Here is a 26,091-nt window from a genome sequence, read left to right as displayed (position 1 = left end):
CTATGAAAAGGAACTGGCTGTTCACCGCGCTGATTCTGACGCTGACCGGCTGTGTGCAGTTGCCGGACCGGCAGAATGAGCTGGCACAGGCAACGACCAATGTCGATGCCGTGGAAGGAAAACAGGAGTCACCGGAGGGGGATCTGATTGATCTGGTCCGTCGTCGTGATGATCCGCAGGCTGGCGATCCGGCCTGGTCTGGCGTCCGTCCGCAGGAAAAGCCGGCCCATTATGCGACAGCAACTGGTTCCCTGTTCAGTCAGGCCCTGGCTCAGGATATGTATGATGATACCCGTCCGCGCGGCATCGGTGATATCGTCACTGTACTGCTGGCGGAGAAAAACAAAGCCAATAAAAGCGCCAGTACAGATGTCGGGAAATCGACCGACCTGAGTATGGATCCGCTGGATCTGGGTGGGAAACCGCTGACCATTGGCGACCGCGATATCTCCTACAGTGTGAGTAACGAGAACAAGTTCAAGGGCAATACCTCTGCTGATCAAAGTAACAGTATTCAGGGTTACATTTCGGTCGAAGTTGTAGACGTGCTGGCGAACGGTAATCTGCTGGTGCGCGGCGAAAAATGGCTGACACTGAATACCGGCGATGAATATATCCGTGTCAGCGGCACGATTCGTCCGGATGACATCTCGCAGGAAAACACCATTGAATCGACCCGGATTGCTAATGCCCGGATCCAGTATTCAGGTACTGGTGACCGGCAGGATGTGCAGGAGCAAGGCTGGCTGGCCCGCTTCTTCAACGTGAGCCTGTAAATTGCCTTTTGAACGATGAACCGTAACCCGACGATGAGAACAATGACCGTGACCAGAACGATGCTATGGGCAGGACTCGCCCTGTTAATGGCTTTCCCTTTGCAGGCAGCCCGGATTAAGGATGTCTCTGAAGTCGCCGGGGTACGGAGTAACCAGTTGTCAGGCTATGGTCTGGTGGTGGGTCTGCCGGGTACCGGCGAAACGACGCCGTTTACGGACCAGAGCTTTAACGCCATGCTGCAGAACTTCGGCATTCAGTTGCCACCTGGCACCAAGCCGAAGACCAAAAACGTGGCTGCTGTCGCTGTGAGCGCGACGCTGCCTGCGTTTACCAAGCAGGGCCAGCATATCGATATCACCGTGTCTTCTATCGGCTCGGCGAAAAGCCTGCGGGGCGGTACGCTGCTGCAAACCTTCCTACGCGGTCTGGACGGGAAAATTTATGCTGTTGCCCAGGGCAGCCTGGTGGTGGGCGGTTTCAGTGCTGAAGGTCTGGATGGCTCTAAACTGGTGGGGAATAATCCGACCGTCGGCCGGATTGCCAATGGCGCGATTGTCGAACAGGAAGTGCCGAACCCGTTCAGCCGCGGTGATCATCTGACATTTAACCTGTTTGAATCTGATTTCACCACAGCCCAGCGGATGGCGGATGCCATTAACCAGTTCCTGGGGCCGGATATGGCAGCACCGGTGGATGCGACTTCGGTGCGTGTGCGTGCGCCGCGTGATGTCAGTCAGCGTGTGGCTTTCCTCTCGACGATAGAGAATCTCGAATTCAATCCGGCTGAAGGCGCTGCGAAAATTATTGTGAATTCACGGACCGGAACCATTGTTGTCGGCCAGCATGTCAAACTGAAACCGGCGGCAATTACGCACGGTGGGATGACCGTATCGATTCAGGAGAATCCGACGGTCAGTCAGCCCAATCCGTTTTCCGGCGGAGAGACCGTTGTGGTACCTGATTCACAAATTCAGGTCACAGAAGAAGATTCCCGTATGTTTAAGTTCAATCCGGGGATTACGCTGGATGAGCTGGTCCGTGCGGTGAATCAGGTCGGGGCAGCGCCTTCAGACTTGATGGCAATTCTCCAGGCTTTGAAACAGGCCGGTGCCATCGAAGGGCAACTGATCATTATTTAATTTCCGTAGGTGCAGCCTGCCGGGCTGCACTCAACACAGACTCAAGACGAAACAGATAACTGACGATGAAATCGACGGATCCTGGCTTTATCAATGACCTTGCGAATCTTGACCGCCTGCGGGCCGGAATCAAAGGCAAAGGTGACAAGGAAAATCTGAGAGCGGCTGCACAGCAGTTCGAAGCCCTGTTTACCCAGATGCTGTTTAAGTCGATGCGTCAGGCGAATGAAGTGTTTGAGTCGGATCTGATGAGCAGCTCCAACACCAAATTTTTTGAAGAGATGCGCGATCAGCAAATGTCCAGTGAGCTCAGTACCCGGGGTTCGCTCGGACTGGCAGATCTGATTGTTGAACAGCTGGCTGCTCTGGATAAGCCACCGGCGACGCCGGAAGAGCAGGCAAAAGCTGAGGAAGAAAAATCCGCCAATTTTGAGGCCATGCAAAAGTCCCGTCAGGTTTCTGCAAATGATGTACTGGCGAAAGTGTTTGCGCAGCAGGAAACGGAGCAGCCTTCGAAAGACAAAGCTTCCCTTGCCGCTTCAGCAACAGCTGAGAACAGTGCGCTGCGTCCGCCTCTGCGCCAGCCACAGGATAAACCGTTCGCTTCTCCGCAGGATTTTGTCACCCGCATGCGTCCGTTTGCTGAAAAAGCAGCAGGTCTGCTGGGCACGGACCCGGCTGTCCTGATTGCACAGGCGGCACTGGAAACCGGCTGGGGTAAGAAAGTGGTTCGCAATGCGGCAGGTGACAGTAATAACCTGTTCAATATTAAAGCGGATCAGCGCTGGGCTGGGAACAAAGTTGCCACCCAGACTCTGGAGTATCACGACGGGATTCCGGTCCAGGAGCGGGCCGCTTTCCGTTCCTATAACAGTTATGAAGATAGCTTCAACGATTACGTCCGCTTCCTCAATGACAACCCGCGTTATGCCAATGCACTGGCTTCGCCGGAAGATCCGCGCAGCTTTATCCGTAATCTGCATAAGGCTGGTTACGCGACCGATCCAAAGTATGCCGATAAAATCATTAATGTGATGGATACGGTTCGGAAACTCATGAAATAACAGGATTGCCGCTGCATACCGACAGCGGCAATTTTTATCCTGCTTCCCTTACCCAGCTTCCTTTATCCAGCTTCAGAGAACCCATTTGTTATTTGTGGTTTTTTTAGCTGTTCAACCGGTACTTCCTCATACTTGTTGGTTGTGATTCTTCGCATGATGCATTCCGGTCCCGGCAGGTTGGTGATACTGAAATCAGGCACTTCATACGGATTGGCAAAAAGCAGTGTCTGTGAACATTCCCTCATGATGGGGTTGCCTGCATCATCCAACGTTTCGAACCTACCCGTACTGATGTAGCGATGACCATCCGGCCCATGCATGATTTTGGTTTCCGGATCCTGATAGAGCAGGAAGGTATCAACAAAGATTGGATTGCCCTCCGGATCATACGCATTGGGCGTATTTTCGGCCTGGGCCAGGCCGGACAGAAATATCAGTGTCGTCATAATGATCCGTTTGTTTTTCTGCATGTGCCATCCCTACAGATACGCATATTGATTCATATTGGTTCAGGCTGTGCCATTTGTCAAACGCGTTGTTTTCCGGATGTTTTTCCGGCAAAAGTTTGCCTTAAGTTCGGCCGGAGGAAACAAAAACTCTTGTAAAACAAAGTGCTAAATGTTGGAACGATTTTTGCAGAATAACCGTCAGTGAAGTAACTCCCTGAGGTTTTCTGGAGGCGCAATGGCGTTCGACTTGCTCAGTTTGGGCTCTCAAGGTGTGTTAACAGCGCAACGGCAGCTGAATACCACCAGCCATAACATCAATAACGTCAACACGGAAGGTTATAGCCGCCAGTCTGTGGTGCAGGAGACGAACGATCCGTTCTGGTCTGCCGGCAATCACTACGGAACGGGTGTGCATGCGGCAGAAGTTCGCCGCGGTTATGATCAGTTTGCCACCAACGAGCTGAACCTCACCACCACGAACCACAGCTATGCGACTGAGCGTGACGGCCAGCTGGAGCGGCTGGACAAGCTGCTGTCCAACAGTGCCAGTCAGGTGCCTCAGGACATGAACCAGTGGTATGACGCTGTGAAAGCCATGGCGGACAGCCCGAGCGATCTCGGTGCCCGGAAAGTGGTGCTGGAAAAGGCGAAGATGGTTGCGACTGGCCTGAACGATACACACCGGGTGCTGGCTGAGCAGAAAGATGTCACCAACGACGTGCTGGCCAAGACACTGAACCGGGTGAATGACATCGGTCGCGAGCTGGTGGAAATTCATGAGGCACTGCTGAAGACTCCGAATAGTGGTGCGAACAACGACCTGATGGACAGACATCAGAGCCTGATCAATGAACTGTCGACCTATACCAAGGTGACGGTCACCCGCAAGAATACGGAAACCTTTAACGTCCTGATCGGCACCGGTCACACGCTGGTCTCCGGGACTCATGCCAGTGAACTGAAGATGATCGACGGTGATCCGGATCCGCAGCAGACCCGTCTGGCGGTCGTGGCAGGTAAGTCGCTGAAAGCCATCAGCTCCGATGATATCGGCGGCAAACTGGCGTCACTATTCGAGTACCGTGACAAGACTTTACCGAAGGTGATGGACGAGCTCGGCAAAATGGCGATCGGCTTTACCGATTCCGTCAATCAGCTGCAGTCACAGGGGCTGGATCTGAACGGTCGGGTTGGTGAAACCATGTTTACCGACGTGAACGCGCCGGAAGTGGCGGCTTCGCGTGCCTTGATCCCGCGTGGCTCCAATGCTCAGGTCAGTGTTTACATTGAGGATCTGAGCAAGCTGAAGGGCGGTGAGTATGAGCTGGGCTTCAATGGCAGTCAGCATACCCTGAAGCTGCCGGATGGCTCGACGCAGACGGTGATTCCCAGCGGTACTCCGCCAAGTTTCAGTGTGGATGGCGTGCGGATAGAAATTGCCGCTCCGATTGCCAGTGGTGACAAGATTCTGCTGCGCCCGACACGGGATGCGGGCAGAGATGTTCAGGCAGTCATGACGGATCCGGCAAAAATTGCCGCCCAGAGTTACAACAGCTCTTCGACCCAAACTCAGGGCAAAGCGGCTTTTTCAATCACTTCTGCAGGTCCGTTGCGTGAATTCCAGGTAGCGGTATCTCCGGATGCCTCACAGTTTGCCGTGCTTGATATGCAGGGCAATGTGCTGCAGCCGCCGCTGCCGTATCCACCTAATGGCCCGGTGGCTGTGGGGGGTACCAGCTTTACCCTGAGTCACGGCGCGGTCGGTGGCGATGTCTTTGCGGTGAACCTCAATGCGGCAACCGGTGACAACGGCAACCTGATCAAAATGCAGGATCTTCAGAATATGAAGGTCATGAATCAGGGCCGTTCCAGTGTGATTGATGTCTACGAAGGGCTGAATACCGAGATGGGTGTCCAGCGCGCTTCGGCGGCACGGCTGAAAGAAGTCGGACGGCAGGAAAAAGAAGCGGCGCAAAGCCGTGTCGCTGAAATTTCCGGCGTAAACCTGGATGAAGAGGCCGCGAACATGATGAAGTTCCAGCAGGCTTATATGGCGTCGTCGCGTATTATGACGGTGGCCAATGAAACCTTTAATACATTGCTGAATGCCGCGCGATAAGGAGTTAAAACAGTATGATTAGCCGAATTGCCAGCTTTCATAACTATCAGTCCGTGGCGAACGATATGACCCGCCAGCAGGTGAAAGTGGCGCACAATCAGGAACAACTGGCGTCCGGGAAGCAGTTGCTGACCGCGGGTGATGATCCGGTTGCCTCGATTTATGTGCAGAATTTTTCTCAGCAGAATACTGAAATTGATCAGTCACTGCGTTCCATTAACCTGGCACGCAATCGCTTGAGCAGCGAAGAAGTGGCGATCTCTGATGCAGAAACGCTGCTGGACGATGCCAAGCGTAAGGCGATGTCTATGGTGAACGGTTCCTTGTCAGATGACGACCGGATCGCACATATGCAGGATCTGCGCGGTCTGTTCGACTCGTTCATGCATCTGGTCAATACCCAGGATGAATCCGGCAATTTCGTGTTTGCCGGTAACCAGTATGACAAGCAGCCTTTCTTTCGGGACGGCAGCGGCACGGTCAGCTACGTTGGCGACAGCTATCAGCGGATGTCCAAGGTGTCTTCCAATGTTGAAGTACCGGTAAACGATCCGGGCGATAAGCTGTTTATGGAAATTGATAACCCCTACGGTGATTATCAGCCGGATTATGCACTGCAGTCCGGATCGCTGTTACTGCTGTCTCATGCCCGGAATGACAACCACAGCGACAATGCCAGCTATACCATTGACTTTACTGATACAGGCACCGGCGCGGTGTACGATCTGTATCAGGATGGTCTGCTGGTCGACAGTCAGCCGTTTGATCCGAAACGCGGGATTGAATGGGGTACGCTGTCGGTTCAGCTGGAAGGCGAAGTGACGGATGGGGATCAGATCACCCTGAAGCCGCAGGAAAAGTTCAACCTGTTTGACTCTTTCAAACGCGGGATTGAAGTGTCTGCATTCGCGCCGTCAGATGCGTCGGCAACCGCTGAGCTGCATCAGGTCGCGGAAGAGTTTTCCCAGGCGTTCAAGCACATCAACCGGGCGCGTTCAGAAGTGGGTACCCGCTTGCAGACACTGGATCGTCAGGAAGACATGCATCAGGACTTTAAACTGGTGATCAATAAAGCCCGCGGCACCATGGAAGATCTGGATTACGGCAAAGCCGTGATCGAGCTGAATGAAAACATGCTGGCACTGCAGGCATCGCAACAGGCCTTTGCCAAGGCAAAAGATCTGACCCTGTTCAACTATATCTGATCCGGAAAGGATCCGGCTCTGCCTCTGGTTGCCATCAAGCCGGGGGCAGGGTGCTGAAAAAGTTTTTGCCGGGCGGCAACCCTTGTTTGCCACGGCTTCAGTAAGAAAGGCATAGCTTTGCCGCTTAGGTCAGAAATCGAAAGAAAGTACGACTAATGTGCTGAAAATAAAGGATTTAAAATCTGGCACATTAATTGCTAAATGATATTGTGATTTTATGATTAACATTTTTACTAACGCTGGTCCCGCTTCACTCTCTGATGGGTTGACGTTGCGGGTAGCTGTTTCGCTAACAGCGAAAAGTCAAAGGAGAGCAAAATGGGTGTAACAGTAAACACCAACGTGTCTGCCATGACTGCGCAGCGCTACCTCAACAAAGCATCTGAGGGCCTGAGTCAATCAATGGAGCGTCTATCTACGGGTAGTCGTATTAACAGCGCGAAAGATGATGCTGCAGGTCTGCAGATCTCGAACCGTCTGATTGCTCAGACCCGTGGTCTGAACGTCGCGATGCGAAATGCCAACGACGGTATCTCGATTGCACAGACCGCAGAAGGCGCGATGCAGGAATCAACCAGTATCCTGCAACGTATGCGTGACCTGTCCCTGCAATCAGCGAACGGCGCGAACTCTGACAGCGACCGTGTGGCGATTCAGGAAGAGATCACTGCATTGCAGGATGAGCTGAACCGTATCGCAGAGACCACGTCGTTCGGTGGCCGTAAACTGCTCAACGGCACCTTTGGCGAAGCAGCCTTCCAGGTGGGTGCGGATGCCGGTGAGGCCATTGTTGTGGGTCTGGACAGTGTGCGTGCCGATGAGCCGCAAATGGGTGGCAGCCTGCTGGTTTCGTCCAACGCTATTAAGCCGGATGCAACGCTGTCTGCTGATACCAGTATCGAGCTGAGCGTAACGGCGAAAGACGGTACGGTTACGCCAGTGACCATTGGTCTGATTGGCGGTGACGATGTGGAAGAGATCGCAACCCGTATCAATGGTCAGAACAGCCTGATCAATGCATCCGTGACTGAGAAAGGCGAACTGCAGCTGGTTTCCAGCGACGGTACAGTCGGTGTGACCAACGGTGCGATCAGCATGCTGAATACCGATGGTTCAATTACTGCTGGTGACATTGCAGGTACTGCGACCGATATAACCGTGTCTCAGATCAACGTCTCGACTGCAGGTGGCGCACAGCGTGCAGTGCCGCTGATCGACTCCGCACTGCAGTACATTGACAGTATGCGTGCAGATCTGGGTGCGAAGCAGAACCGTCTGTCTCACACCATCAACAACCTGGCCAATACATCTGAAAACGTGTCTGCGTCGAACAGCCGTATCCGTGATACCGACTTCGCGAAAGAAACAACAGATATGACCAAGAACCAGATTCTGCAGCAAGCCAGTACCTCAATTCTGGCTCAGGCGAAGCAGATCCCGCAGTCTGCACTGAACCTGCTTCAGTAATAAGCAGAAGTTCAACTGCAATTCAAAACGGCAAAGTGGCAACGCTTTGCCGTTTTTTGTTGTCAGATTGATCGCAATTTTTTGTCATTAAAATCATCAAAAATTCAGTAAAGTTTTTCTCCCTGCCGCCGATAACCTTTATAGAACAAGAAAGTGCACTCTATCCCGAGCATCAGACGAAATGTTCTTGTGTTCAGAATCACACTTTTTTGCCCAGTAAAAAAATTTCAAAAAAAACCTTAAAGCTTTCTTCACCCATGCCGTTAAAGGTGATGTACGAAGAATAACTCGGACTTGCCGGCTGAGCTGGTCAAGCCACCAAGAAACATAAGTAAGGAGAATTACTATGGCAGTTACAGTCAATACTAACGTTTCTGCAATGACCGCTCAGCGTTACCTGAATAAAGCTAGCGACAATACAGCAGCTTCAATGGAGCGTCTGTCTACTGGTTCACGCATCAACAGTGCTAAAGATGACGCAGCAGGTCTGCAAATCTCTAACCGTCTGATGACTCAGAGCCGTGGCCTGGATGTTGCTGTTCGCAACGCCAACGACGGTATCTCAATGTCACAGACCGCTGAAGGTGCGATGCAGGAAACAACCAGCATCCTGCAACGTATGCGTGACCTGTCTCTGCAATCAGCAAACGGCTCGAACTCTGATGGCGACCGTAAAGCGATTCAGGAAGAAGTTACTGCACTGAACGACGAACTGAACCGTATCGCTGAAACCACTTCTTTCGGTGGCCAGAAGCTGCTGAACGGTACTTTCGGTACCCGTGCGTTCCAGGTGGGTGCTGACTCAGGTGAAGCCGTACAGATTACTCTGAAAAACATGCGTTCTGACGGTGCTGATATGGGTGGTAGCCTGCTGGTTTCTACCAACGGTGTTGCAGACAAGAACTCTACACTGGATGCAGACACAACAATTGAACTGAGCGTGACTGATGCAGACGGCAACGCGACTGCTGTAAGCGTTGACCTGATCGGCGGCGATGACATCGAAGAAATCGCAACCCGTATCAACGGTCAGAACGATCAAATCAACGCTTCTGTAACTGAGAAGGGTGAGCTGCAGCTGTTCTCTTCTGAAGGTACTGTAGGTGTTACTACCGGCACTATCGCAATGACTGATACTTCAGGCAACGCGGTTGATGCATCAATTGCAGGTACTGCAGGAAATGTGACTGTTTCTCAGCTGGACGTGAGCACCATTGGTGGCGCACAGCAGGCAGTTTCAATCCTGGACGGTGCAATGCAGTTTGTTGACTCTCACCGTGCAGAGCTGGGTGCGAAACAAAACCGTATGGATCACACCATCAGCAACCTGAACAACATCAACGAAAATGTGACTTCTTCTAACAGCCGTATCCGTGATACTGACTTTGCGCAAGAAACCACGAACCTGACGAAGAACCAAATCCTGCAGCAAGCGTCGACTTCTATCCTGGCGCAAGCGAAGCAGGCGCCTCAGGCGGCACTGAGCCTGCTGGGCTAATCCGTTCTATGAAGCGGCAGGGGCAAGCCCTTGCCGCTTTTTTCGATCAGAAGGTATCAGACCATGGACGTTAAATCTGTATTAAACCCTTCATTTCTCTCCCGCTTTTCTTCATCAGGTCAAAAATCCACTGTTGGCACGGATGTTGCAAAATCCTCTACTGGTCATTCGCAAGATAATTCTTTGACGGTCAAGACCCAGAGCCCAGGCGCAACAAATGCATCTTCACCGAGTGATGTCAGACGTGTAGAGCAAACTGCAAAACTGGAAGAGCATCGTCAGCTACAGCGCCAGCAATTGGAAAAGCTGGTGGAAAGTATTGAAGATTTTATTGGCTCAATGAACAAAGGCCTGGCATTCCGCATTGATGAAGAATCTGGACGCCAGGTTGTCACCGTGTATGAAAAAGAAAGCGGTGAAGTGGTTCGCCAGATCCCTGATGAAGACATGCTGGTTTTATCCCGTCAGATTGCCTCGTATACGACCGGCCTTCTGACGACAAAAGTCTAACGGTTACAGGTTGAGGTTGTAGATGAATATTGGCCCAATGGGTACGGCTTCCGGCTTGGATATCAATGCCATGGTCGACAAGATCGTCGCTGCTGAACGGGCGCCAAAAGAAGAGCGCATCAATCAGCGTCGTGATCAGGCAAATGTCGAGCTGAGTGCTTATGGCCGTTTAAAAGGCGCTCTGGATGGAATGAAAAGCCTGATGGCGGAGTTTCGTCAGGATCAATCTTTATCTGCACGAACAGCATCATCCGATAATCAGGACATGGTGTCGGTTCGCGCCAGCCATGAAGCCCAGCCGGGTCGTTATACGGTTGAAGTGAAACAGCTGGCAACCGCACACAAGATTGCCTCGGCGGCGGTGGATGACAAAGTGGCACTAGGTGCCGGAAAATTGACACTATCGGTGGGCGGTCAGTCTTTTGACGTTTCCATCGACAGTAATGAAAGTAAGCTGCTGGATGTCGTCCGGCAAATTAACCGCCATCCCGATAATCAAGGGGTGCTGGCGTCAGTAATCAAAGACAGCAACGGTGCGCGTCTGGTGCTGACCTCGGACAAAACCGGCGAGCACAATCCGTTGAAAGTCACGGTTGATGCGGCGCCAGGCAGTCCGTTACAACAGTTTGCGTTTGACGGTAATCAGCCTGGCAGTCCGATGCTTGAAATGCAGGCTGCGGCGGATGCAAAAGTATTGATTGATGGTCTGGCTGAAGTCAGCAGCGAGACCAACACGCTGAACGATGCGATTCCCGGCCTGGATATGGATCTGAAACAGCTGTCGGCTGAAAGTGACAAGCCACAGGCCGTGATTGAAGTGGGTTATGACCGGGATAAAGCCGGTGCCCAGATTGAACGTTTCGTGAATGCTTATAATCAGTTTTACGATACGGCGATGGAGCTTGGGAAATTTGACCCGGGCACACAGGATAAAGGACCCCTGGTCGGCGACAGTATGCTGCGTTCATCGGTTCAGCAGCTGCGAAATGCTTTCAGCACACCGCTGGAAGATGGCCCGGCCAGCATCCAGACACTCAGCGAGCTGGGTATCACGACGTCGATGACCGGTCATCTGGAAATCGACTACGATAAGCTGGATAACCAGCTGAACCGGAATTTTGCGGATGTGGGCGAGTTTTTTGGCAGCCGGAAAGGGTTTTCCCGCCGTATTGAGGATCTGTTGCATGCTTATACCGGTGCAACCGGCAGTATCTCGAACCGCGAGAAGAGCATTAACGAGCAGGTCATGAAGCTCGGTACCGAAGAGCGTGACTTGGACCGCCGGATGGAAAGTGTCTATCAGCGCACCCACGACCAGTTTTCCGCAATGGATCATGCCATGGGGCAGATGCAGAGCCAGCTGGGTTCAATGATGAGTATGATGCCGCAAATGTAACGGCAGAGAACGGGAGGGAAGGCAATGTCAGTCAAGATGATGCAAACCCTGGCCGACATTGATCAGCAATTGAATCAGTTGATCAATGATGGCTCAGACATTGATGTGGAGAAGCTGCATCAACTGCTGGCGGATCGCCAGACAGTGCTCAACGATCTGAAGGCGATTCCGGAGTTATTGGACAAAGAGAGTTGGCAGGAAGCCATCGACAGAACTTCAGATTTGCTGACAAAGTTACGCGAACGACGTGAATTGTCGGCAAATCAATTGAAACGATTACAGCACGGACAACGTTCGGTGCAGACATATAATCAATTTCGCTAAGGTAACATCATGGTCATGAGAGGAAATCTACAGGCTTATAAGCGAGTCTCCGTAGACAGTCAGTTAACATCAGCTTCACCACACCGTGTGATTCAAATGCTGATGTCTGGTGCCGTTGAGCGCTTGATTCAGGGCAAAGCGGCCATGGAACAGGGTTCAATCTCCATCAAAGGTGAGCGTCTGGGCAAGGCGTTGGATATCGTTATCAGTTTGCGTGGCTGCCTGTCGTTTGAAGACGGTGGCGAAGTCGCAAAGAATCTGGATTCTCTGTATCTGTACATGATTGAAAAAATCACGATGGCGAACCAGACCAACGACAGCTCACATGTTGATGAAGTGATCGATATGCTGAGAGAAATTAAATCTGCGTGGGATCAAATTCCCCCTGAGTATCACAATATTACACAGATGGAGTATTAATACGTTTAATACTTATCTGTAAACGTTCTCATTCCAAAGCGCAATTTAGAGAACCATAGCCAATAAATTGCGTAACACAGTACATTCCGTGGCACTGGGCTCACAGCTTTTCACAGTGCCCGGTTGCCAAGTCCTGTTCTTTTATTACAATGGACAGCAATTAATAGTTGGTTGCTGTTCCGTTCGAATACGCCATAAGAATAGATAAAGACAGGCAAATATCACTTCTATGCAAGGTTTAGCTAAAACCCTCGTCATTGATGACGACCCGCAGCACCGCCACGATCTCAGCGTGATCCTCAATTTTGTCGGTGAGCAGCATGAAGCGATATCCACCGATGAAGCAGACAGTGCACTGTGGGACCAACCCTGGGGCGCCTGTTTGATCGGTCATATCCATTCTGTGAAGAAACAGAATCAGGTGCTGGAACAACTGCGTCAGCGGTATCAAATCCCTGTACTGACCATGCCCGAGCTTGAAAAAGCAGTTGCAGGTCTGCCGAATTTCGTTGGGATACTGGCTCACCCGCTGCATTACACTCAGCTGATGGACGCGCTGCGACATTGCCAGGAATTTCTGGGTAAAAACAGTTTCCAGGTGCCGCAACTGGCGCGAAAAAACACATTGTTCCGCAGCATGGTCGGCCGCAGTGAAAGTATCAGCCAGGTCCGTCATCTGATTGAGCAGGTGGCCGGTACTGATGCCAATGTTTTGATCCTCGGTGAATCCGGCACCGGCAAAGAAGTGGTTGCCCGGAATATTCACTATCACTCCTCCCGCGGAAAGGGGCCGTTTGTTCCGGTGAACTGTGGCGCGATCCCGCCAGATCTGCTGGAAAGCGAGTTATTTGGTCATGAAAAAGGGGCGTTTACCGGTGCAATTTCTGCCCGTAAAGGACGCTTTGAGTTAGCTGAAGGCGGCACACTGTTTCTGGATGAAATCGGCGATATGCCGATGCCGATGCAAGTTAAGCTGCTGCGGGTGATCCAGGAGCGATGCTTTGAGCGTGTTGGCGGAAATCAGTCGATTAAAGCCAATGTGCGGATCATCGCAGCCACGCACCGCAACCTGGATCAGATGATCGCAGAGAATCAGTTCCGTGAAGATCTGTATTACCGGTTGAATGTGTTCCCGATTGAAACCCCGTCCTTGCGTGAACGTCTGGAAGATATTCCGTTGCTGTTGCAGGAATTGCTGACCCGTATGGAAGCTGAAGGGGCGAAGCCTGTTCACTTCACGCCGCGCGCCATTACTTCCCTGATGGAACACGACTGGCCGGGCAATGTGCGGGAACTGGCGAATCTGGTTGAGCGGCTGATGATTCTCTATCCGGGAGAAATGGTCGACGTGAATCACTTACCAGTGAAATATCGCTACTGCGAGTTACCGGATTTCCGGCCGGAAGAGCGGGCCATGTCCATTGAAGATGAAGAACGTGCTTTACTGGCGGATGTCTTCTCCAGCGGTTATCAGGATAACGAAGAGAACTTTGGATTCAGCGATCTGCCGCCTGAAGGACTGAACCTGAAAGAAATGCTGGCTGAGCTTGAAGTGGATATGATCCGTCAGGCACTGGAGGCGCAGACAGGTGTGGTTGCCAGAGCCGCAGACATGCTGGGAATGCGACGGACAACACTGGTCGAAAAAATGCGCAAGTACAACATTTCGACCAAAGAAGTGAACAACGCTTAATTGCCGGCAGGGCTGATTTTGTGAATTTTTTGCCCTGTCAGAAGAGCGGTGTCAAATTTATGACATCGCTCTTTTTTTATCTTTAGCCTCTAACGTATTGATTTTTTGTGGTTATTTTTGGCATAAAACATGCTTAACCCCTATGAGTTAGGGAATCGAGTCAAAAGGTGTCAAGGTGGAAGAAGGACAGTCAGTCTCTCCGTTGGGAAACCTCAGCCAGCAGGTCAGCCGTTATAAGCAGGTCCTTGAAGTCATGCCGACAGGCGTGATCTTGCTCGATGGGATGGGAAAAGTATGTGAAGCCAACCCCGAAGCTGTCCGCCTGTTAGGAGAGCCGCTGGCTGGAGAACGCTGGGTGGCTGTGATCCAGCGTGCATTCGCACCTCAGGACGATGACGGCCACGAAATCTCTCTGCGCAGTGGTCGTAAAGTGAAGCTGGCAATTTCAGCATCGGACAGTGGTCAGCTGATTGTGATTACGGATATGACGGAAACCCGTCTGCTCCAGTCCCGGTTCAGCGAAATGCAGCGTCTGTCCTCACTGGGCCGTATGGTCGCGTCACTGGCGCATCAGGTCAGGACTCCCTTGTCCAGTGCGATGCTGTATGCCGCCAACTTATCTTCGCCCCAACTGACACCACAGACACGGGACAGGTTCCAGACCAAGCTGATGGACAGGCTGCGTGACCTGGAAAAGCAGGTGAACGACATGCTGTTGTTTGCCAAAGGCGGCGATAACAAAGTCGTTGCGCCTTTCACACTGGAATGTCTGTTCAATGAGCTGGACGCCATGATTGAAGCTCAGGTGGTGGCGAGTCAGGTTGATTTCTCGATCGAGTGTGATGATGAAAGCCCCTGTATTTTGGGGAACGTCAATGCGCTCGCCAGTGCGATTGGCAATCTGATCACCAATGCGATTCAGATGGCGGGTAAGCAGTGTACCGTCAGCCTGTCGGTCCTTTGTGAGGATGACATCATCCACCTGAGTGTGAAGGATAACGGGCCGGGTATTGAGCCCGAGATGCAGCAGAAAGTCCTGGAACCTTTTTTCACCACACGGCAGCAGGGCACCGGCCTTGGACTGGCGGTGGTACAGATGGTCGCGAAGGCGCACAACGGCGGCCTGTCCCTGTATTCCGTACCGGGAGACGGCGCTACATTCACTCTGAGTCTGCCGATGGCTGCATACACAGAACCTGGTAACCATGAACTGACAGTAACAGGAGAAGGGCGATGACAAGCCGTGTACTGATCGTTGAGGATGACGAAGGACTGCGCGAGGCCCTGGTCGACACGCTGGCACTTGCCGGCTATCAATGGCTGGAAGCGGAAAGTGCGGAGCAGGCACTGTTACAGCTGAAGTCTGAAAAGGTCGATATTGTTGTGTCCGATGTTCAGATGGCAGGTATGGATGGACTGGGTTTGTTGCGCAATATCAAACAGCACTGGCCCAAATTGCCGGTGCTGCTGATGACAGCGTATGCCAACATCGAAGATGCCGTGGCAGCCATGAAAGATGGCGCGATTGATTACATGGCAAAACCTTTTGCGCCGGAAGTGCTGCTGAACATGGTCAGCCGCTATGCACCGGTGAAAGCGGAAAGCAGTCATGCTGTGGTGGCGGATGAAAAAAGTCTGAAGTTACTGGCACTGGCTGAGCGGGTGGCCCAGACGGATGCCAGTGTCATGGTGCTGGGACCAAGCGGTTCCGGAAAAGAAGTAATGTCCCGCTACATTCATCAGCACTCTACGCGATGTGAAGGGCCGTTTATCGCCATTAACTGTGCGGCGATTCCTGACAATATGCTGGAAGCCACATTGTTTGGTTATGAGAAAGGTGCTTTTACCGGTGCCGTTCAGGCATGTCCGGGTAAGTTCGAGCAGGCGCAGGGCGGTACGATTCTGCTGGATGAAATCAGTGAAATGGACCTGAACCTGCAGGCGAAGTTACTCCGCGTCCTTCAGGAACGTGAAGTGGAAAGGCTGGGCAGCCGCAAAAGTATCAAGCTGGATGTGCGTGTCCTGGCGACCAGTAACCGCGATCTGAAGCAGTATGTGGCGGAAGGAAATTTCCGGGAAGACCTTTACTACCGATTGAATGTATTTCCTCTCGTCTGGCCGGCACTGGCGGAACGGCCGGGAGATATTTTGCCGCTGGCCAGTCATCTGGCTGAGCGACATTGTCAGAAACAGGGATTACCGGCGCCCGTTTTCTCGAAAGCCGCACAAACCCGACTATTGCAGTACGGCTGGCCGGGTAATGTCCGCGAGCTGGACAATGTAGTGCAACGGGCCCTGATCCTGGCAGGAGACGCAGAAATCGGCGGTGAACACATCCTGCTGGAAGGACTGGACTGGATGGATGCACAAGGATTACAGCAGGTGGTCACAACCGCGGCGCCTGTCGCTCCGGTTGCCAGTGAGAGCCTTTTTATCCCTGTACCAGCCGGTGTCAGTTCGGAAGGTTTGGGCAGTGAACTGCGTGAACAGGAGTTCGCGATTATCCTCGATGCGATTCAGGCCTGTGAAGGAAAACGGAAAGAAGTCGCTGAGCGTTTAGGCATCAGTCCGCGTACGCTGAGGTACAAACTGGCCAAGATGAGGGACGCCGGAATCGAGATCCCAGTTTGACTATAAAAGATGAAATAACAGATTAATTTCATATTTTTGGCGTTAAGCTTGCACAACTTTATCTTTTAAAGACGCGATGGCAAATCAATCGTCAAAAAAAAGTAGCACGGAGATAACAGATGAAAGTCAACGGATTACTGTCAGAAATGCAGGCATTGAAAATGGAGGCCACGAATACCTCCCGTCCGGCGACCGGCGCGCAGGTAAGTGCCGATTTTGGTGCTGCCCTGCAAGACGCCATCCAGAATGTGAACGGTCTGCAAAAGACGTCCAGTGAACTGAGCAGCCGTTTTGATCAGGGCGACCGCAGCATTTCGCTGTCGGATGTGATGATCGCCCGGAACAAATCCAGTGTCGCTTTTGAAGCAACGGTTCAGGTTCGGAATAAGCTGGTTGAGGCTTATAAAGAACTGATGAACATGCCGGTTTAATTCAGGAATTAAGTGAGTGTCGGAACAAACATCCAACGAACTCGCCGTAGCGGGTAATGCACCAGCCCCGATCGTTTCCGATAGCGATCTGGAGCTGCAAAATCCGGATCTTGAAGAAAAGAGTGCCACGCGTGTAGACAGCATGCTGGGCAATCTTGATTTGCTGCGTCAGGTGATCCTGGTACTGTCAGTGGCGATTTGTGTTGCCTTGATTGTCCTGGTCGTGGCGTGGCTGAAAGAGCCGGAAATGCGGCCATTAGGAAATTTTTCCACGGAAGAATTGATTCCGATTCTGGACCATTTTGACCAGAAGAAGATCGAATATCAGCTTGATGGCAATACTATTCGCGTCCCGGCCGATCAGTACGGGGCGATGAAGTTAGAGCTGACTCGTGCCGGGCTGAACAATCCGACTGCGGAAGGAGACGATATCCTGCTGCAGGATATGGGCTTTGGTGTTTCACAACGTCTGGAGCAGGAGCGTCTGAAGCTCAGCCGTGAGCGTCAGCTTGCCCGTGCAATTGAACAAATCAGCCAGGTGCGTAAAGCACAGGTTCTGCTGGCAATGCCGAAACAAAGTGTTTTTGTTCGTCATAATCAGGAAGCAACGGCCAGTGTCTTCTTAACGCTGAGTACCGGCGGCACGCTGGGGCAGCAGGAAGTCGACTCGATTGTTGATATGGTGTCGACCGCAGTTCCCGGTCTGAAACCGAGCCGTGTCACGGTCACCGATCAACACGGTCGTCTGCTGAGTTCAGGCACGGAAGACCCGGCAGCCACCGCGCGCCGGAAAGAATACGAGCTGGAGCGGAAGCAGGAACAGGCGCTGCGTGAAAAGATTGATGCGATTCTGATCCCTGTCCTTGGTCTGGGTAACTACACCTCACAGGTGGATGTCTCGATGGATTTCAGCGCGCAGGAAGAAACTCAGAAGCGTTTTGATCCGAATACGCCGTCGACCCGAAGTGAATACACGCTGGAAGATTACAACAATGGCCGGGCTGTAGCCGGGATTCCGGGGGCACTGAGCAATCAGCCGCCGCAGGATTCGTCTATCCCGCAGGATGTGATCGATCTGCAAACCGGCAAGGGCGGCGACGGTTCTGTCCACCGTGAAGCGACTCGAAACTTCGAGCTGGATACCACGATTCGTCACAAGCGCTCTCAAACCGGAACAATCAGTCGTCAGACGGTTTCTGTTGCCGTGAACTATAAGCAGCAGGTGAATCCGGAAACCGGTGAATTGACCCGGGTGCCGGTGACGGAAGCGGAACTGGTGAAAATTCGCCGCCTGCTGATGGGTGGTGTTGGTTTCCTTGAAGGTCGCGGCGATATGCTGGAAGTGATTTCCGTACCTTTTGCTACACCAGAGCAAGAGCGTGTGGTCGACATGCCGATCTGGGAACATCCGAATTTCAATACCTGGGTACGCTGGCTGGCAGCTGCACTGGTGATTGTTGCTGTCCTGCTGATTCTGGTACGTCCTGCGATGCGCAAACTGTTGTATCCGAATCAGGCTGCCGATGGTACGCCACTGGATGAAAACGGTATGCCAATTCTCGGAGACGGTGATGAGCTGATTGGTGCTGATCTGGATGGCGTTGAGGGGATTGACCTGACGAATAGTAATCTGGAACTGCCTAATCTGCACAAAGATGATGACCTGCTGAAAGCGGTGCGTGCACTGGTAGCGAATGAGCCGGATCTGGCGGCGATGGTAGTGAAGAACTGGGTATACGAAGATGGCAAATGAAGTCGCGACTACTGAAGAAAAGCCCTTTGACATTGAAAGTCTGAGCGGCACGGAAAAAGCGGCGATCTTACTGCTCAGTCTGAATGAGCAGGATGCTGCTTCGATTATCCGCCACCTCGAGCCGAAACAGGTTCAGCGGGTGGGTGGTGCCATGGCCAGCATGAAGGAACTGAGCACTGAAAAAGCCTCGGCTGTTCACCGTCAGTTTCTGACCGATATTCAGAAATACACCAGCATTGGTATGGGCAGTGCGGACTTCGTCCGCAATACCCTGATTGCAGCATTGGGTGAAGACAAGGCGAATAACCTGGTTGATCAGATCCTGATGGGCAGCGGCTCCCGTGGTCTGGATTCACTGAAATGGATGGATCCGCGTCAGGTGGCCAGTATCATTCTCAATGAGCACCCGCAGATCCAGACCATTGTTCTGTCTTATCTGGATCCGGAGCAGTCGGCAGAGATCCTGTCGCAGTTCCCGGAGCGGGTCCGCCTGGATCTGATGATGCGGATTGCCAACCTGGAAGAAGTTCAGCCGGCGGCACTGCACGAACTGAACGACATCATGGAGAAACAGTTTGCAGGTCAGGCTGGTGCTCAGGCCGCGAAGATTGGCGGCATGAAGGCTGCAGCCGATATTATGAACTACCTCGACAACAACATCGAGGGTCTGCTGATGGAGCAAATCCGCGAGAACGACGAGGAGATGGCGGTTCAGATCGAAGATCTGATGTTCGTCTTCGAGAACCTCGCCGAGGTCGACGACCGGGGTATCCAGAGCCTGCTGCGCGAAGTGCCGCAGGAACTGTTGCAGAAAGCCCTCAAAGGTGCCGACGATATGCTGCGTGAGAAAATCATGCGTAATATGTCCAAGCGTGCTGCTGAGTTGCTGATGGACGATCTGGAAGCCATGGGACCAATCCGTGTTTCTGACGTGGAAGCAGCGCAGAAAGAAATTCTGTCCATTGCCCGTCGTTTGGCTGAAGGCGGTGAGCTGATGCTGAATGGTGGCGGTGGTCAGGATGAGTATCTCTAATTCAGTTGGGGAAACAGAATGACGATGGAACGCCGTCGCGGCTTTGTGCGTTTGAGTGGTCATCAGGCTGAAGAACTGGAACGCTGGGCATATCCGGATTACACCGAAGCCGATCATGCGCCAGCGGACAATGCCCTGAATTACGATCCCAGCTGGCGGCCTGCGGTAATTGATACCGACGAACCTGAACCCCAGCCTCTGACAGCTGCTGAACTGGAAGACATCCGTCAGTCTGCGTATGAAGAGGGGCTGGATGAAGGCCGGGCTGCCGGACATGCAGAAGGTTTTGAAACCGGCCGTCAGGAAGGTGTTGCCACTGGACATCAGGAAGGTCTGGAAGCTGGCCGGGAAGAAGGGCTGGCAGCCGGTCAGGCGGTAATCGATACACACGTTGCCAGCCTGACAGACATTGTGAATCAGCTGGCTGAGCCTTTACGGCAGGTCGACAATGAAGTCGAGAGCCAGTTAGTCAATATGGTTCTGGCTTTAACCCGGGAACTGATCCGGGTCGAGGTCCAGACCAACCCGCAGGTTATTCTCTCAACGGTCCGGGAAGCGGTGGCAGCGTTACCGCTGGCTTCGCAGCAACTGACGCTTCAGTTACATCCGGAGGATCTGTCCCTGGTCGAGTCGGCATACGGCCAGCAGGAGCTGGAAAATCGTCATTGGCAGTTACTGGCTGAGCCAGGACTGTCTCGTGGGGATGTTCAGGTTGCAGCCGGAGATTCCAGTGTTGATTACCGGATGGAGGATCGAATCCGTCACCTGTTGTCGCAGTTTCTCGGTATGAATAACCGCCCGGCCGATGAAGCGCCGCAGGAGTCCGGGGAATGACCCTGACACAACGTCTGGCGAGTTACCAAACACAATCACTGGCCTGCAGGCCTGTCGCCTCCGGGCGGCTGGTCCGAGTGGTCGGCCTGACTCTGGAAGCCATTGGCTGCCGTGCTCCGGTCGGCAGTGTCTGCCAGGTCGAAGCCATTCAGGGAAACATTGAAGCTGAAGTCGTCGGTTTTAGTGGTGAGACCCTTTTTCTGATGCCGAGTGAACAGCTGACGGGCGTGATGCCTGGGGCCAAGGTGACGCCGCTGATGCATGATGGCGGCTTGCCGGTCGGTCCTGAACTGCTGGGCCGGGTGATTGACGGAATGGGCAATCCGCTGGACGGCAAAGGCCGGCTCTATACCGCCTCACGCGCTTCTCTGAATGCTGAGCCAATTAACCCCCTCGCACGTAAACCGATTCATGACCCCCTTGATGTCGGCCTTAAGGCCATCAATGGCCTGCTGACGGTTGGTAAAGGTCAGCGGATTGGTCTGTTTGCCGGTTCCGGTGTCGGTAAGTCCGTGACGCTGGGCATGATGACCCGGGGCACGACAGCACAGGTGGTTGTCGTGGGTCTGATCGGTGAGCGTGGGCGCGAAGTGAAAGAATTTATCGATGAGATCCTGGGCGAAGAAGGCCGTCAGCGAGCTGTCGTTGTTGCAGCACCGGCCGATGCCTCCCCACTGATGCGCTTGAAAGGCTGCCAGACCGCACTGACGGTTGCGGAATATTTCCGCGATCAGGGGCTGGACGTGCTGCTGTTAATGGATTCTCTGACCCGTTTTGCACAGGCACAGCGGGAAATTGCATTGTCGATCGGGGAACCGCCAGCGACCAAAGGTTACCCGCCTTCTGTTTTTGCCAAGTTACCGGCACTGGTGGAGCGTGCGGGAAATGGCGGTGAAGATCAGGGTTCTATCACGGCCTTCTTCACCGTTCTGACGGAAGGCGACGACCTTCAGGATCCGATAGCGGATGCCTCAAGGGCCATCCTCGATGGCCACATTGTCTTGTCGCGTGAGATGGCGGACGCCGGTCACTATCCGGCGATCGATGTGGAACGTTCTGTCAGCCGGGTGATGCCCGCCATTGTCAGTGAAGAGCAGATGCTGATGTCGAAAGCTGTCCGTCAGATTTTGTCTATCTGCCGTAAAAATCAGGAACTGGTTGCGATCGGGGCTTATAAACCCGGCACCGATCCAGCCATTGACCAGGCGTTCACGCTGAAACCCAGGTTGGATGCATATCTGCAGCAAGGAATGAAAGAATCGGTTCCTTACGAGATGTGCGTCAATATGCTGCGTTCCACGCTGGGGGCCTGAAGATGATAATCGCGGGTCAGAAAGCCACGGGAGGCTGTCATGTCTGAACGGGCGCTGGTACTCATTCTTGAACAGGCGAAAGAAAAGGAACATAACGCTTTTCTGGCGCTGGAACAGGCGAAACGCGACCTGGACAGTTTTTATCTGCAGCGGGAACAGATTGAAAAATATCGTTTTGACTATTGCCGGCAGCTGACGGAGCGGGGGCAGAACGGTCTGACCGCCAGCCAGTTCAGTCATCTGCATAAGTTTCTGGGGCAGCTGGATGAAACGCTGGCCCAGCAAGCCGCGGCGGGCAGAGAATTTGAACGTCAGGTTGAGCAATGTGCAGAGATCTGGCAGGAAACCCGGAAAGATAAAAAGTCCGTGGAATGGCTGCTGGAGAAAAAAGAAGCGGAACGTGAACTGCGTCAGGCACGTCAGGAGCAGAAACTGATGGATGAGTTTGCGACCTTGCAGTCTGCCCGACGAGCCCGCTGAGCGGTTTTTATAAGATGGTTCGTTTTTTGCATGTCTCCCTTTAGCGCGACGACTTGGAACGTCAAATAATTGTCAAAGTAAGGTGGGTATGAAACCGTCCAGTAGCATTTCTGTCGATTTTGGTTCGTCCGGAACCGCTCTCCGCCCGGGGAAGACGGCTCGGCCTGACAGCCGTGAAGAGCAGAGCCCGCCGGGTTTTTCATCCAGTCTTGAGTCAGCGGTTCGCCCTGACAGAAAGGCTGAGAGTGGGCGTCAAAAAATTGAATCTTCTTCTGCCCAAACTTCGAATACCCGTAAACAGCCTGTCAGTGAATCTCAGGTTGAGGGCGGCAAGCGGCAGGAAAAAGCAGGTGGGACCACCGGCAAAGAAAAAATGAAGTCCTCAGACGAGACGAAAGGCTCGGATGAGCACGACGAAACCGCCTCTGAAGGCAATGAGAATCAAATTCGAGCGGATGCGGAAGCGCTCCTCGACAGGCTGAATGCATCCAGTCAGCAATTGCAAACGGCAAAGGATGGCAAAGATTTGCCACCGGAGGCGGAATCCCTTGAAGGGGAAGAGGCTGCGGCGGCATTACTGGCTGGCGGAGCTGCCTTACAGTCAGCGCAAACCGGTGCGAAGGCCACTGAAGCCAGCGAGGCCGAATTGGGTCCTGAAGCCGATGTGTTGACGGCTGGCCGCCAGGGGAAACTGGCGCAACTGCTGGCAGCACAGGAAAAGACGCAGACCGATCCGAAAACGAAAACATCTGACAGTGCCGTTTTTGCCGGTGTTCAGACATCAGCTCCGCTGGAGACTGCCAGTGCCGACAGTAAAGCGCAACCAGAGTGGCTGAATGAAGCCATTGCCCGGCTGACGGCTTCGCAAGGCGGTGAAGCGGGGATGTCTGACGGCGGCAGTGCCGGAAATCCCCAGAGCAACGGGAATCCCGGGTTGGCAGCGGGCATGAATGCCGCACTGGCTGATGCCGGACTCCAGCTGGACGCTGCTCAGACAGATTCGCAATCTGCAGCAACTGGCGCAGTCTCCGGACAGCATCAATCGTTACAGACCATGGCTGCCGGCCTGCAGCGCGCAGATACGGCACAGGCTCAGCAACCGCCATTGCCTCTGCAGCGTGACATGGCCGGGGAGCAACTGGCTGAACGTGTTCAGATGCTGATGAGCAAGAATCTCAAGCAGGTGGATATCCGCCTGGACCCGCCTGAACTGGGACGTTTGCAGATTAAACTGCACATTAACAATGATCAGGCGTCGGTTCAGTTCAATGTCGGGAATGCGCAGACCCGGGAACTGGTCGAGCATGCGATGCCGAGGCTGCGCGAATTGCTGCAGCAACAGGGGCTTCAACTGGCACAGAGCAGTGTACATCAGGACAGTGGTCAGCAACTGGCAGGCCAGCATACCGGCGGTCAGCAGCAGGGTGAGGCCGGTTCTTCACGCGGCGGGCAAAGTGGTCAGCTTCAGTCCGATGAAGACGTCGGCAATGCGGTTGCCATGACGGTCAGTGAACAACGCGACGGGATTGATTACTATGCCTGAGCCTGAAAAGGTTCAGGTCAGAGCATCACAGAGACAATTTACCTTTAGGTCACGGAATTATGGCTGAAGAAGCGACAACAACTACAAACAGCAAAAAGCGCCTTATTTTATTATTACTGGCTTTGATTCCCGTGCTTCTGGGCGGTGGGGCTGCATGGTATTTTCTGTCGGGCGATTCGTCGTCAGCCGATTCGGCCAGTGCTGATATCGCCAAGGCCGCCGGAAAACCCGAGCCTGCTTATTACGTGATTTTGCCGCACCCCTTCATTTTTAATGTCATGGGGGATACCCAGCAGCGTCTGGTCCAGGTCAAGGTTCAGCTGATGGTGCGGGGAGACGACAATGATACCCTGGCCCGCCAGCACATTCCGTTGGTTGAGAGCACGCTGCTTCAATCTTTCGGAGCCGCCAGTGTTGAGCAGCTGCGTTCGCCAAGCGGTCGTCTTGAGCTGCGTCAGCAGGCGCTGCAATCTGTACAGTCAGCACTGGTGAAAGTGTCTGGCAATCCTGTCGTCGAACAGGTTCTGTTTACCGGCTTCGTAATGCAATAGGTTTCTTGTGACTGATTTACTTACCCAAGACGAAATTGATGCGCTGCTGCACGGCGTCGATGATGTAGACGATGATCAACCCAAACAACAGGATGGTCCTGGGGTTATCTCATTCGACTTTTCATCTCAGGACCGCATTGTCCGCGGCCGGATGCCAACGCTTGAGCTGATCAACGAGCGCTTTGCCCGTCATATGCGGATCAGCCTGTTCAACATGCTGCGCAAGACCGCAGAAGTTTCAATTAATGGCGTACAGATGCTGAAGTTCGGTGAATACCAGAACACGCTGTACGTACCGACCAGCCTGAACATGGTGCGTTTTCGTCCGCTGAAAGGCACCGCATTGATTACCATGGAAGCCCGGCTGGTGTTTATTCTGGTGGAAAACTTCTTCGGTGGTGATGGCCGGTTCCATGCCAAGATTGAAGGCCGTGAGTTTACGCCGACCGAGCGCCGTATCGTTCAGATGCTGCTCAAGCTGGTTTTTGAAGACTATCGTGAGGCCTGGTCACCGGTCATGGGAGTGGAGTTTGAATATCTCGACTCCGAAGTGAACCCGACGATGGCAAACATTGTCAGCCCGACCGAAGTGATTGTGGTCAGTTCCTTCCACATTGAAATCGATGGCGGCGGCGGTGATTTCCACGTTGTGATGCCGTATTCCATGGTGGAGCCTATCCGCGAACTGCTCGATGCCGGTGTCCAGAGTGACAAGATGGATACCGACGTTCGCTGGAGCAAAGCACTGCGCGATGAGGTGATGGACGTCGAGATCAATCTGCGTGCAAAACTGCTGGATATTGACCTGACTCTGCGTGATCTGATGGAGCTGCGCAGCGGCGATGTGATCCCGGTGGAAATGCCTGAATCGGCCACGCTCTTTGTGGAGGATCTGCCGACTTACCGCGGTAAAATGGGCAAATCCGGCGATCATGTCGCAATGAAGATAACAGAAAAACTAAAGCGGCCCGATACGGTGAAGACAGACTTGGCATTCCTGGATGGGGATGAACTGAGCCCGACATTCTCCGTCACAGACCCGATTGACGATTAATACAGGTGATTTATGTCAGAAAAAGATCAAAATGTTGCTGACGACTGGGCCTCTGCCCTCGCGGAACAGACCAGCGACGGCACGATTGAAACAGCACCGCTGGAAGAACTGAAAGACGAGAGTACGCCGATTTCAGATGATGAGCGTCGTCGTCTGGATACCATCATGGACATTCCGGTCACCATTTCGATGGAAGTGGGCCGGACGAAGATCAGTATCCGTAACCTGCTGCAGCTTAACCAGGGTTCGGTGGTTGAGCTGGACCGTGTGGCTGGTGAATCACTGGATGTACTGGTGAACGGCACGCTGATCGCGCACGGCGAAGTGGTCGTGGTCAACGACAAGTTCGGTATCCGCCTGACTGATGTGATCAGTCAGACTGAACGTATTAAGAAGCTGCGGTAATC

The 26,091-nt window shown here is 53.1% G+C and carries 25 protein-coding genes; 24 read left to right on the top strand and 1 reads right to left on the bottom strand.

The window, feature by feature from the left end; all coding sequences use genetic code 11:
- Positions 1-2 precede the first annotated feature (2 nt).
- The 3 genes from flgH (at position 3) to flgJ (ending at position 2,980) form a co-directional block, all read left to right on the top strand.
- Positions 3-776, top strand: a complete 774-nt coding sequence (gene flgH, locus SPK40_RS13400) for a flagellar basal body L-ring protein FlgH (RefSeq protein WP_248143590.1) — start codon at positions 3-5, stop codon at positions 774-776.
- A gap of 42 nt (positions 777-818) precedes the next feature.
- Positions 819-1,916, top strand: coding sequence for a flagellar basal body P-ring protein FlgI (locus tag SPK40_RS13395; protein ID WP_442957576.1), 1,098 nt, complete (start codon positions 819-821; stop codon positions 1,914-1,916).
- Between the two features lie 65 nt (positions 1,917-1,981).
- Positions 1,982-2,980 (top strand): flagellar assembly peptidoglycan hydrolase FlgJ, encoded by a 999-nt coding sequence (flgJ, locus tag SPK40_RS13390; RefSeq protein ID WP_248143591.1) that lies wholly within the window; start codon positions 1,982-1,984, stop codon positions 2,978-2,980.
- A 62-nt stretch (positions 2,981-3,042) separates the two neighbouring features.
- Here flgJ and SPK40_RS13385 read toward each other — a convergent pair whose 3' ends face one another.
- On the bottom strand, positions 3,043-3,450 hold the full coding sequence (locus SPK40_RS13385) for a hypothetical protein (RefSeq protein WP_330960776.1): 408 nt from the start codon (positions 3,448-3,450) through the stop codon (positions 3,043-3,045).
- A 214-nt stretch (positions 3,451-3,664) separates the two neighbouring features.
- Between SPK40_RS13385 and flgK the strand changes: the two genes are divergently transcribed.
- The 21 genes from flgK (at position 3,665) to fliN (ending at position 26,089) form a co-directional block, all read left to right on the top strand.
- The gene (gene flgK, locus SPK40_RS13380; protein ID WP_248143593.1) at positions 3,665-5,548 is read left to right on the top strand and encodes a flagellar hook-associated protein FlgK; all 1,884 of its coding nucleotides are present in this window, start codon (positions 3,665-3,667) and stop codon (positions 5,546-5,548) included.
- 14 nt (positions 5,549-5,562) lie between these two features.
- Positions 5,563-6,753, top strand: a complete 1,191-nt coding sequence (flgL, locus tag SPK40_RS13375; protein ID WP_248143594.1) for a flagellar hook-associated protein FlgL — start codon at positions 5,563-5,565, stop codon at positions 6,751-6,753.
- 318 nt (positions 6,754-7,071) lie between these two features.
- Positions 7,072-8,220: a flagellin gene (locus SPK40_RS13370; protein WP_330960775.1), complete on the top strand. Its 1,149-nt coding sequence runs from the start codon at positions 7,072-7,074 to the stop codon at positions 8,218-8,220.
- A gap of 346 nt (positions 8,221-8,566) precedes the next feature.
- Positions 8,567-9,718 (top strand): flagellin, encoded by a 1,152-nt coding sequence (locus SPK40_RS13365; RefSeq protein WP_248143596.1) that lies wholly within the window; start codon positions 8,567-8,569, stop codon positions 9,716-9,718.
- A gap of 63 nt (positions 9,719-9,781) precedes the next feature.
- A complete protein-coding gene (locus SPK40_RS13360; RefSeq protein WP_248143597.1) occupies positions 9,782-10,228 on the top strand; it encodes a flagellar protein FlaG in 447 nt (148 codons plus the stop codon).
- A 22-nt stretch (positions 10,229-10,250) separates the two neighbouring features.
- Positions 10,251-11,624: a flagellar filament capping protein FliD gene (fliD, locus tag SPK40_RS13355; protein ID WP_330960774.1), complete on the top strand. Its 1,374-nt coding sequence runs from the start codon at positions 10,251-10,253 to the stop codon at positions 11,622-11,624.
- 24 nt (positions 11,625-11,648) lie between these two features.
- On the top strand, positions 11,649-11,948 hold the full coding sequence (locus SPK40_RS13350) for a flagellar rod protein FlaI (RefSeq protein ID WP_248143600.1): 300 nt from the start codon (positions 11,649-11,651) through the stop codon (positions 11,946-11,948).
- A 15-nt stretch (positions 11,949-11,963) separates the two neighbouring features.
- Positions 11,964-12,368, top strand: coding sequence for a flagellar export chaperone FliS (fliS, locus tag SPK40_RS13345; RefSeq protein WP_248143602.1), 405 nt, complete (start codon positions 11,964-11,966; stop codon positions 12,366-12,368).
- A 229-nt stretch (positions 12,369-12,597) separates the two neighbouring features.
- Positions 12,598-14,061: a sigma-54 dependent transcriptional regulator gene (locus SPK40_RS13340; protein ID WP_330960773.1), complete on the top strand. Its 1,464-nt coding sequence runs from the start codon at positions 12,598-12,600 to the stop codon at positions 14,059-14,061.
- Between the two features lie 175 nt (positions 14,062-14,236).
- Entirely contained in the window at positions 14,237-15,298 is a 1,062-nt protein-coding gene (locus SPK40_RS13335; protein ID WP_330960772.1) for a sensor histidine kinase, read from the top strand.
- Positions 15,295-16,692 carry a sigma-54-dependent transcriptional regulator gene (locus SPK40_RS13330; RefSeq protein ID WP_330960771.1) on the top strand — a complete coding sequence of 466 codons (1,398 nt, stop codon included), beginning with the start codon at positions 15,295-15,297 and terminating at the stop codon, positions 16,690-16,692. The genes SPK40_RS13335 and SPK40_RS13330 overlap by 4 nt, the downstream gene beginning before the upstream one ends.
- A gap of 119 nt (positions 16,693-16,811) precedes the next feature.
- Positions 16,812-17,123 (top strand): flagellar hook-basal body complex protein FliE, encoded by a 312-nt coding sequence (fliE, locus tag SPK40_RS13325; protein ID WP_248143607.1) that lies wholly within the window; start codon positions 16,812-16,814, stop codon positions 17,121-17,123.
- A 16-nt stretch (positions 17,124-17,139) separates the two neighbouring features.
- The gene (gene fliF / locus SPK40_RS13320) at positions 17,140-18,876 is read left to right on the top strand and encodes a flagellar basal-body MS-ring/collar protein FliF (protein WP_330960770.1); all 1,737 of its coding nucleotides are present in this window, start codon (positions 17,140-17,142) and stop codon (positions 18,874-18,876) included.
- The gene (fliG, locus tag SPK40_RS13315) at positions 18,866-19,909 is read left to right on the top strand and encodes a flagellar motor switch protein FliG (RefSeq protein WP_330960769.1); all 1,044 of its coding nucleotides are present in this window, start codon (positions 18,866-18,868) and stop codon (positions 19,907-19,909) included. Before fliF ends, fliG begins: the two co-directional genes overlap by 11 nt.
- An 18-nt stretch (positions 19,910-19,927) precedes the next feature.
- On the top strand, positions 19,928-20,743 hold the full coding sequence (gene fliH / locus SPK40_RS13310) for a flagellar assembly protein FliH (RefSeq protein ID WP_330960768.1): 816 nt from the start codon (positions 19,928-19,930) through the stop codon (positions 20,741-20,743).
- A complete protein-coding gene (gene fliI / locus SPK40_RS13305) occupies positions 20,740-22,056 on the top strand; it encodes a flagellar protein export ATPase FliI (protein WP_330960767.1) in 1,317 nt (438 codons plus the stop codon). The genes fliH and fliI overlap by 4 nt, the downstream gene beginning before the upstream one ends.
- A gap of 39 nt (positions 22,057-22,095) precedes the next feature.
- Complete coding sequence (fliJ, locus tag SPK40_RS13300; RefSeq protein WP_330960766.1) at positions 22,096-22,536, top strand: flagellar export protein FliJ; 441 nt, start codon at positions 22,096-22,098, stop codon at positions 22,534-22,536.
- An 88-nt stretch (positions 22,537-22,624) separates the two neighbouring features.
- A complete protein-coding gene (locus SPK40_RS13295; RefSeq protein WP_330960765.1) occupies positions 22,625-24,079 on the top strand; it encodes a flagellar hook-length control protein FliK in 1,455 nt (484 codons plus the stop codon).
- 59 nt (positions 24,080-24,138) lie between these two features.
- A complete protein-coding gene (fliL, locus tag SPK40_RS13290) occupies positions 24,139-24,630 on the top strand; it encodes a flagellar basal body-associated protein FliL (protein ID WP_330960764.1) in 492 nt (163 codons plus the stop codon).
- A 7-nt stretch (positions 24,631-24,637) separates the two neighbouring features.
- Entirely contained in the window at positions 24,638-25,684 is a 1,047-nt protein-coding gene (fliM, locus tag SPK40_RS13285; protein ID WP_248143618.1) for a flagellar motor switch protein FliM, read from the top strand.
- Positions 25,685-25,696: 12 nt separating this feature from the next.
- The gene (gene fliN / locus SPK40_RS13280; protein ID WP_330960763.1) at positions 25,697-26,089 is read left to right on the top strand and encodes a flagellar motor switch protein FliN; all 393 of its coding nucleotides are present in this window, start codon (positions 25,697-25,699) and stop codon (positions 26,087-26,089) included.
- Positions 26,090-26,091 lie beyond the last annotated feature (2 nt).

Origin of the sequence: Photobacterium sp. 53610 (assembly GCF_036409375.1) — a bacterium.
In the GTDB taxonomy this organism is placed as follows: Bacteria; Pseudomonadota; Gammaproteobacteria; order Enterobacterales; family Vibrionaceae; genus Photobacterium.
Note: the sequence above shows the minus strand (reverse complement) of the source record. Positions and strands in the feature narration are given on the sequence as shown.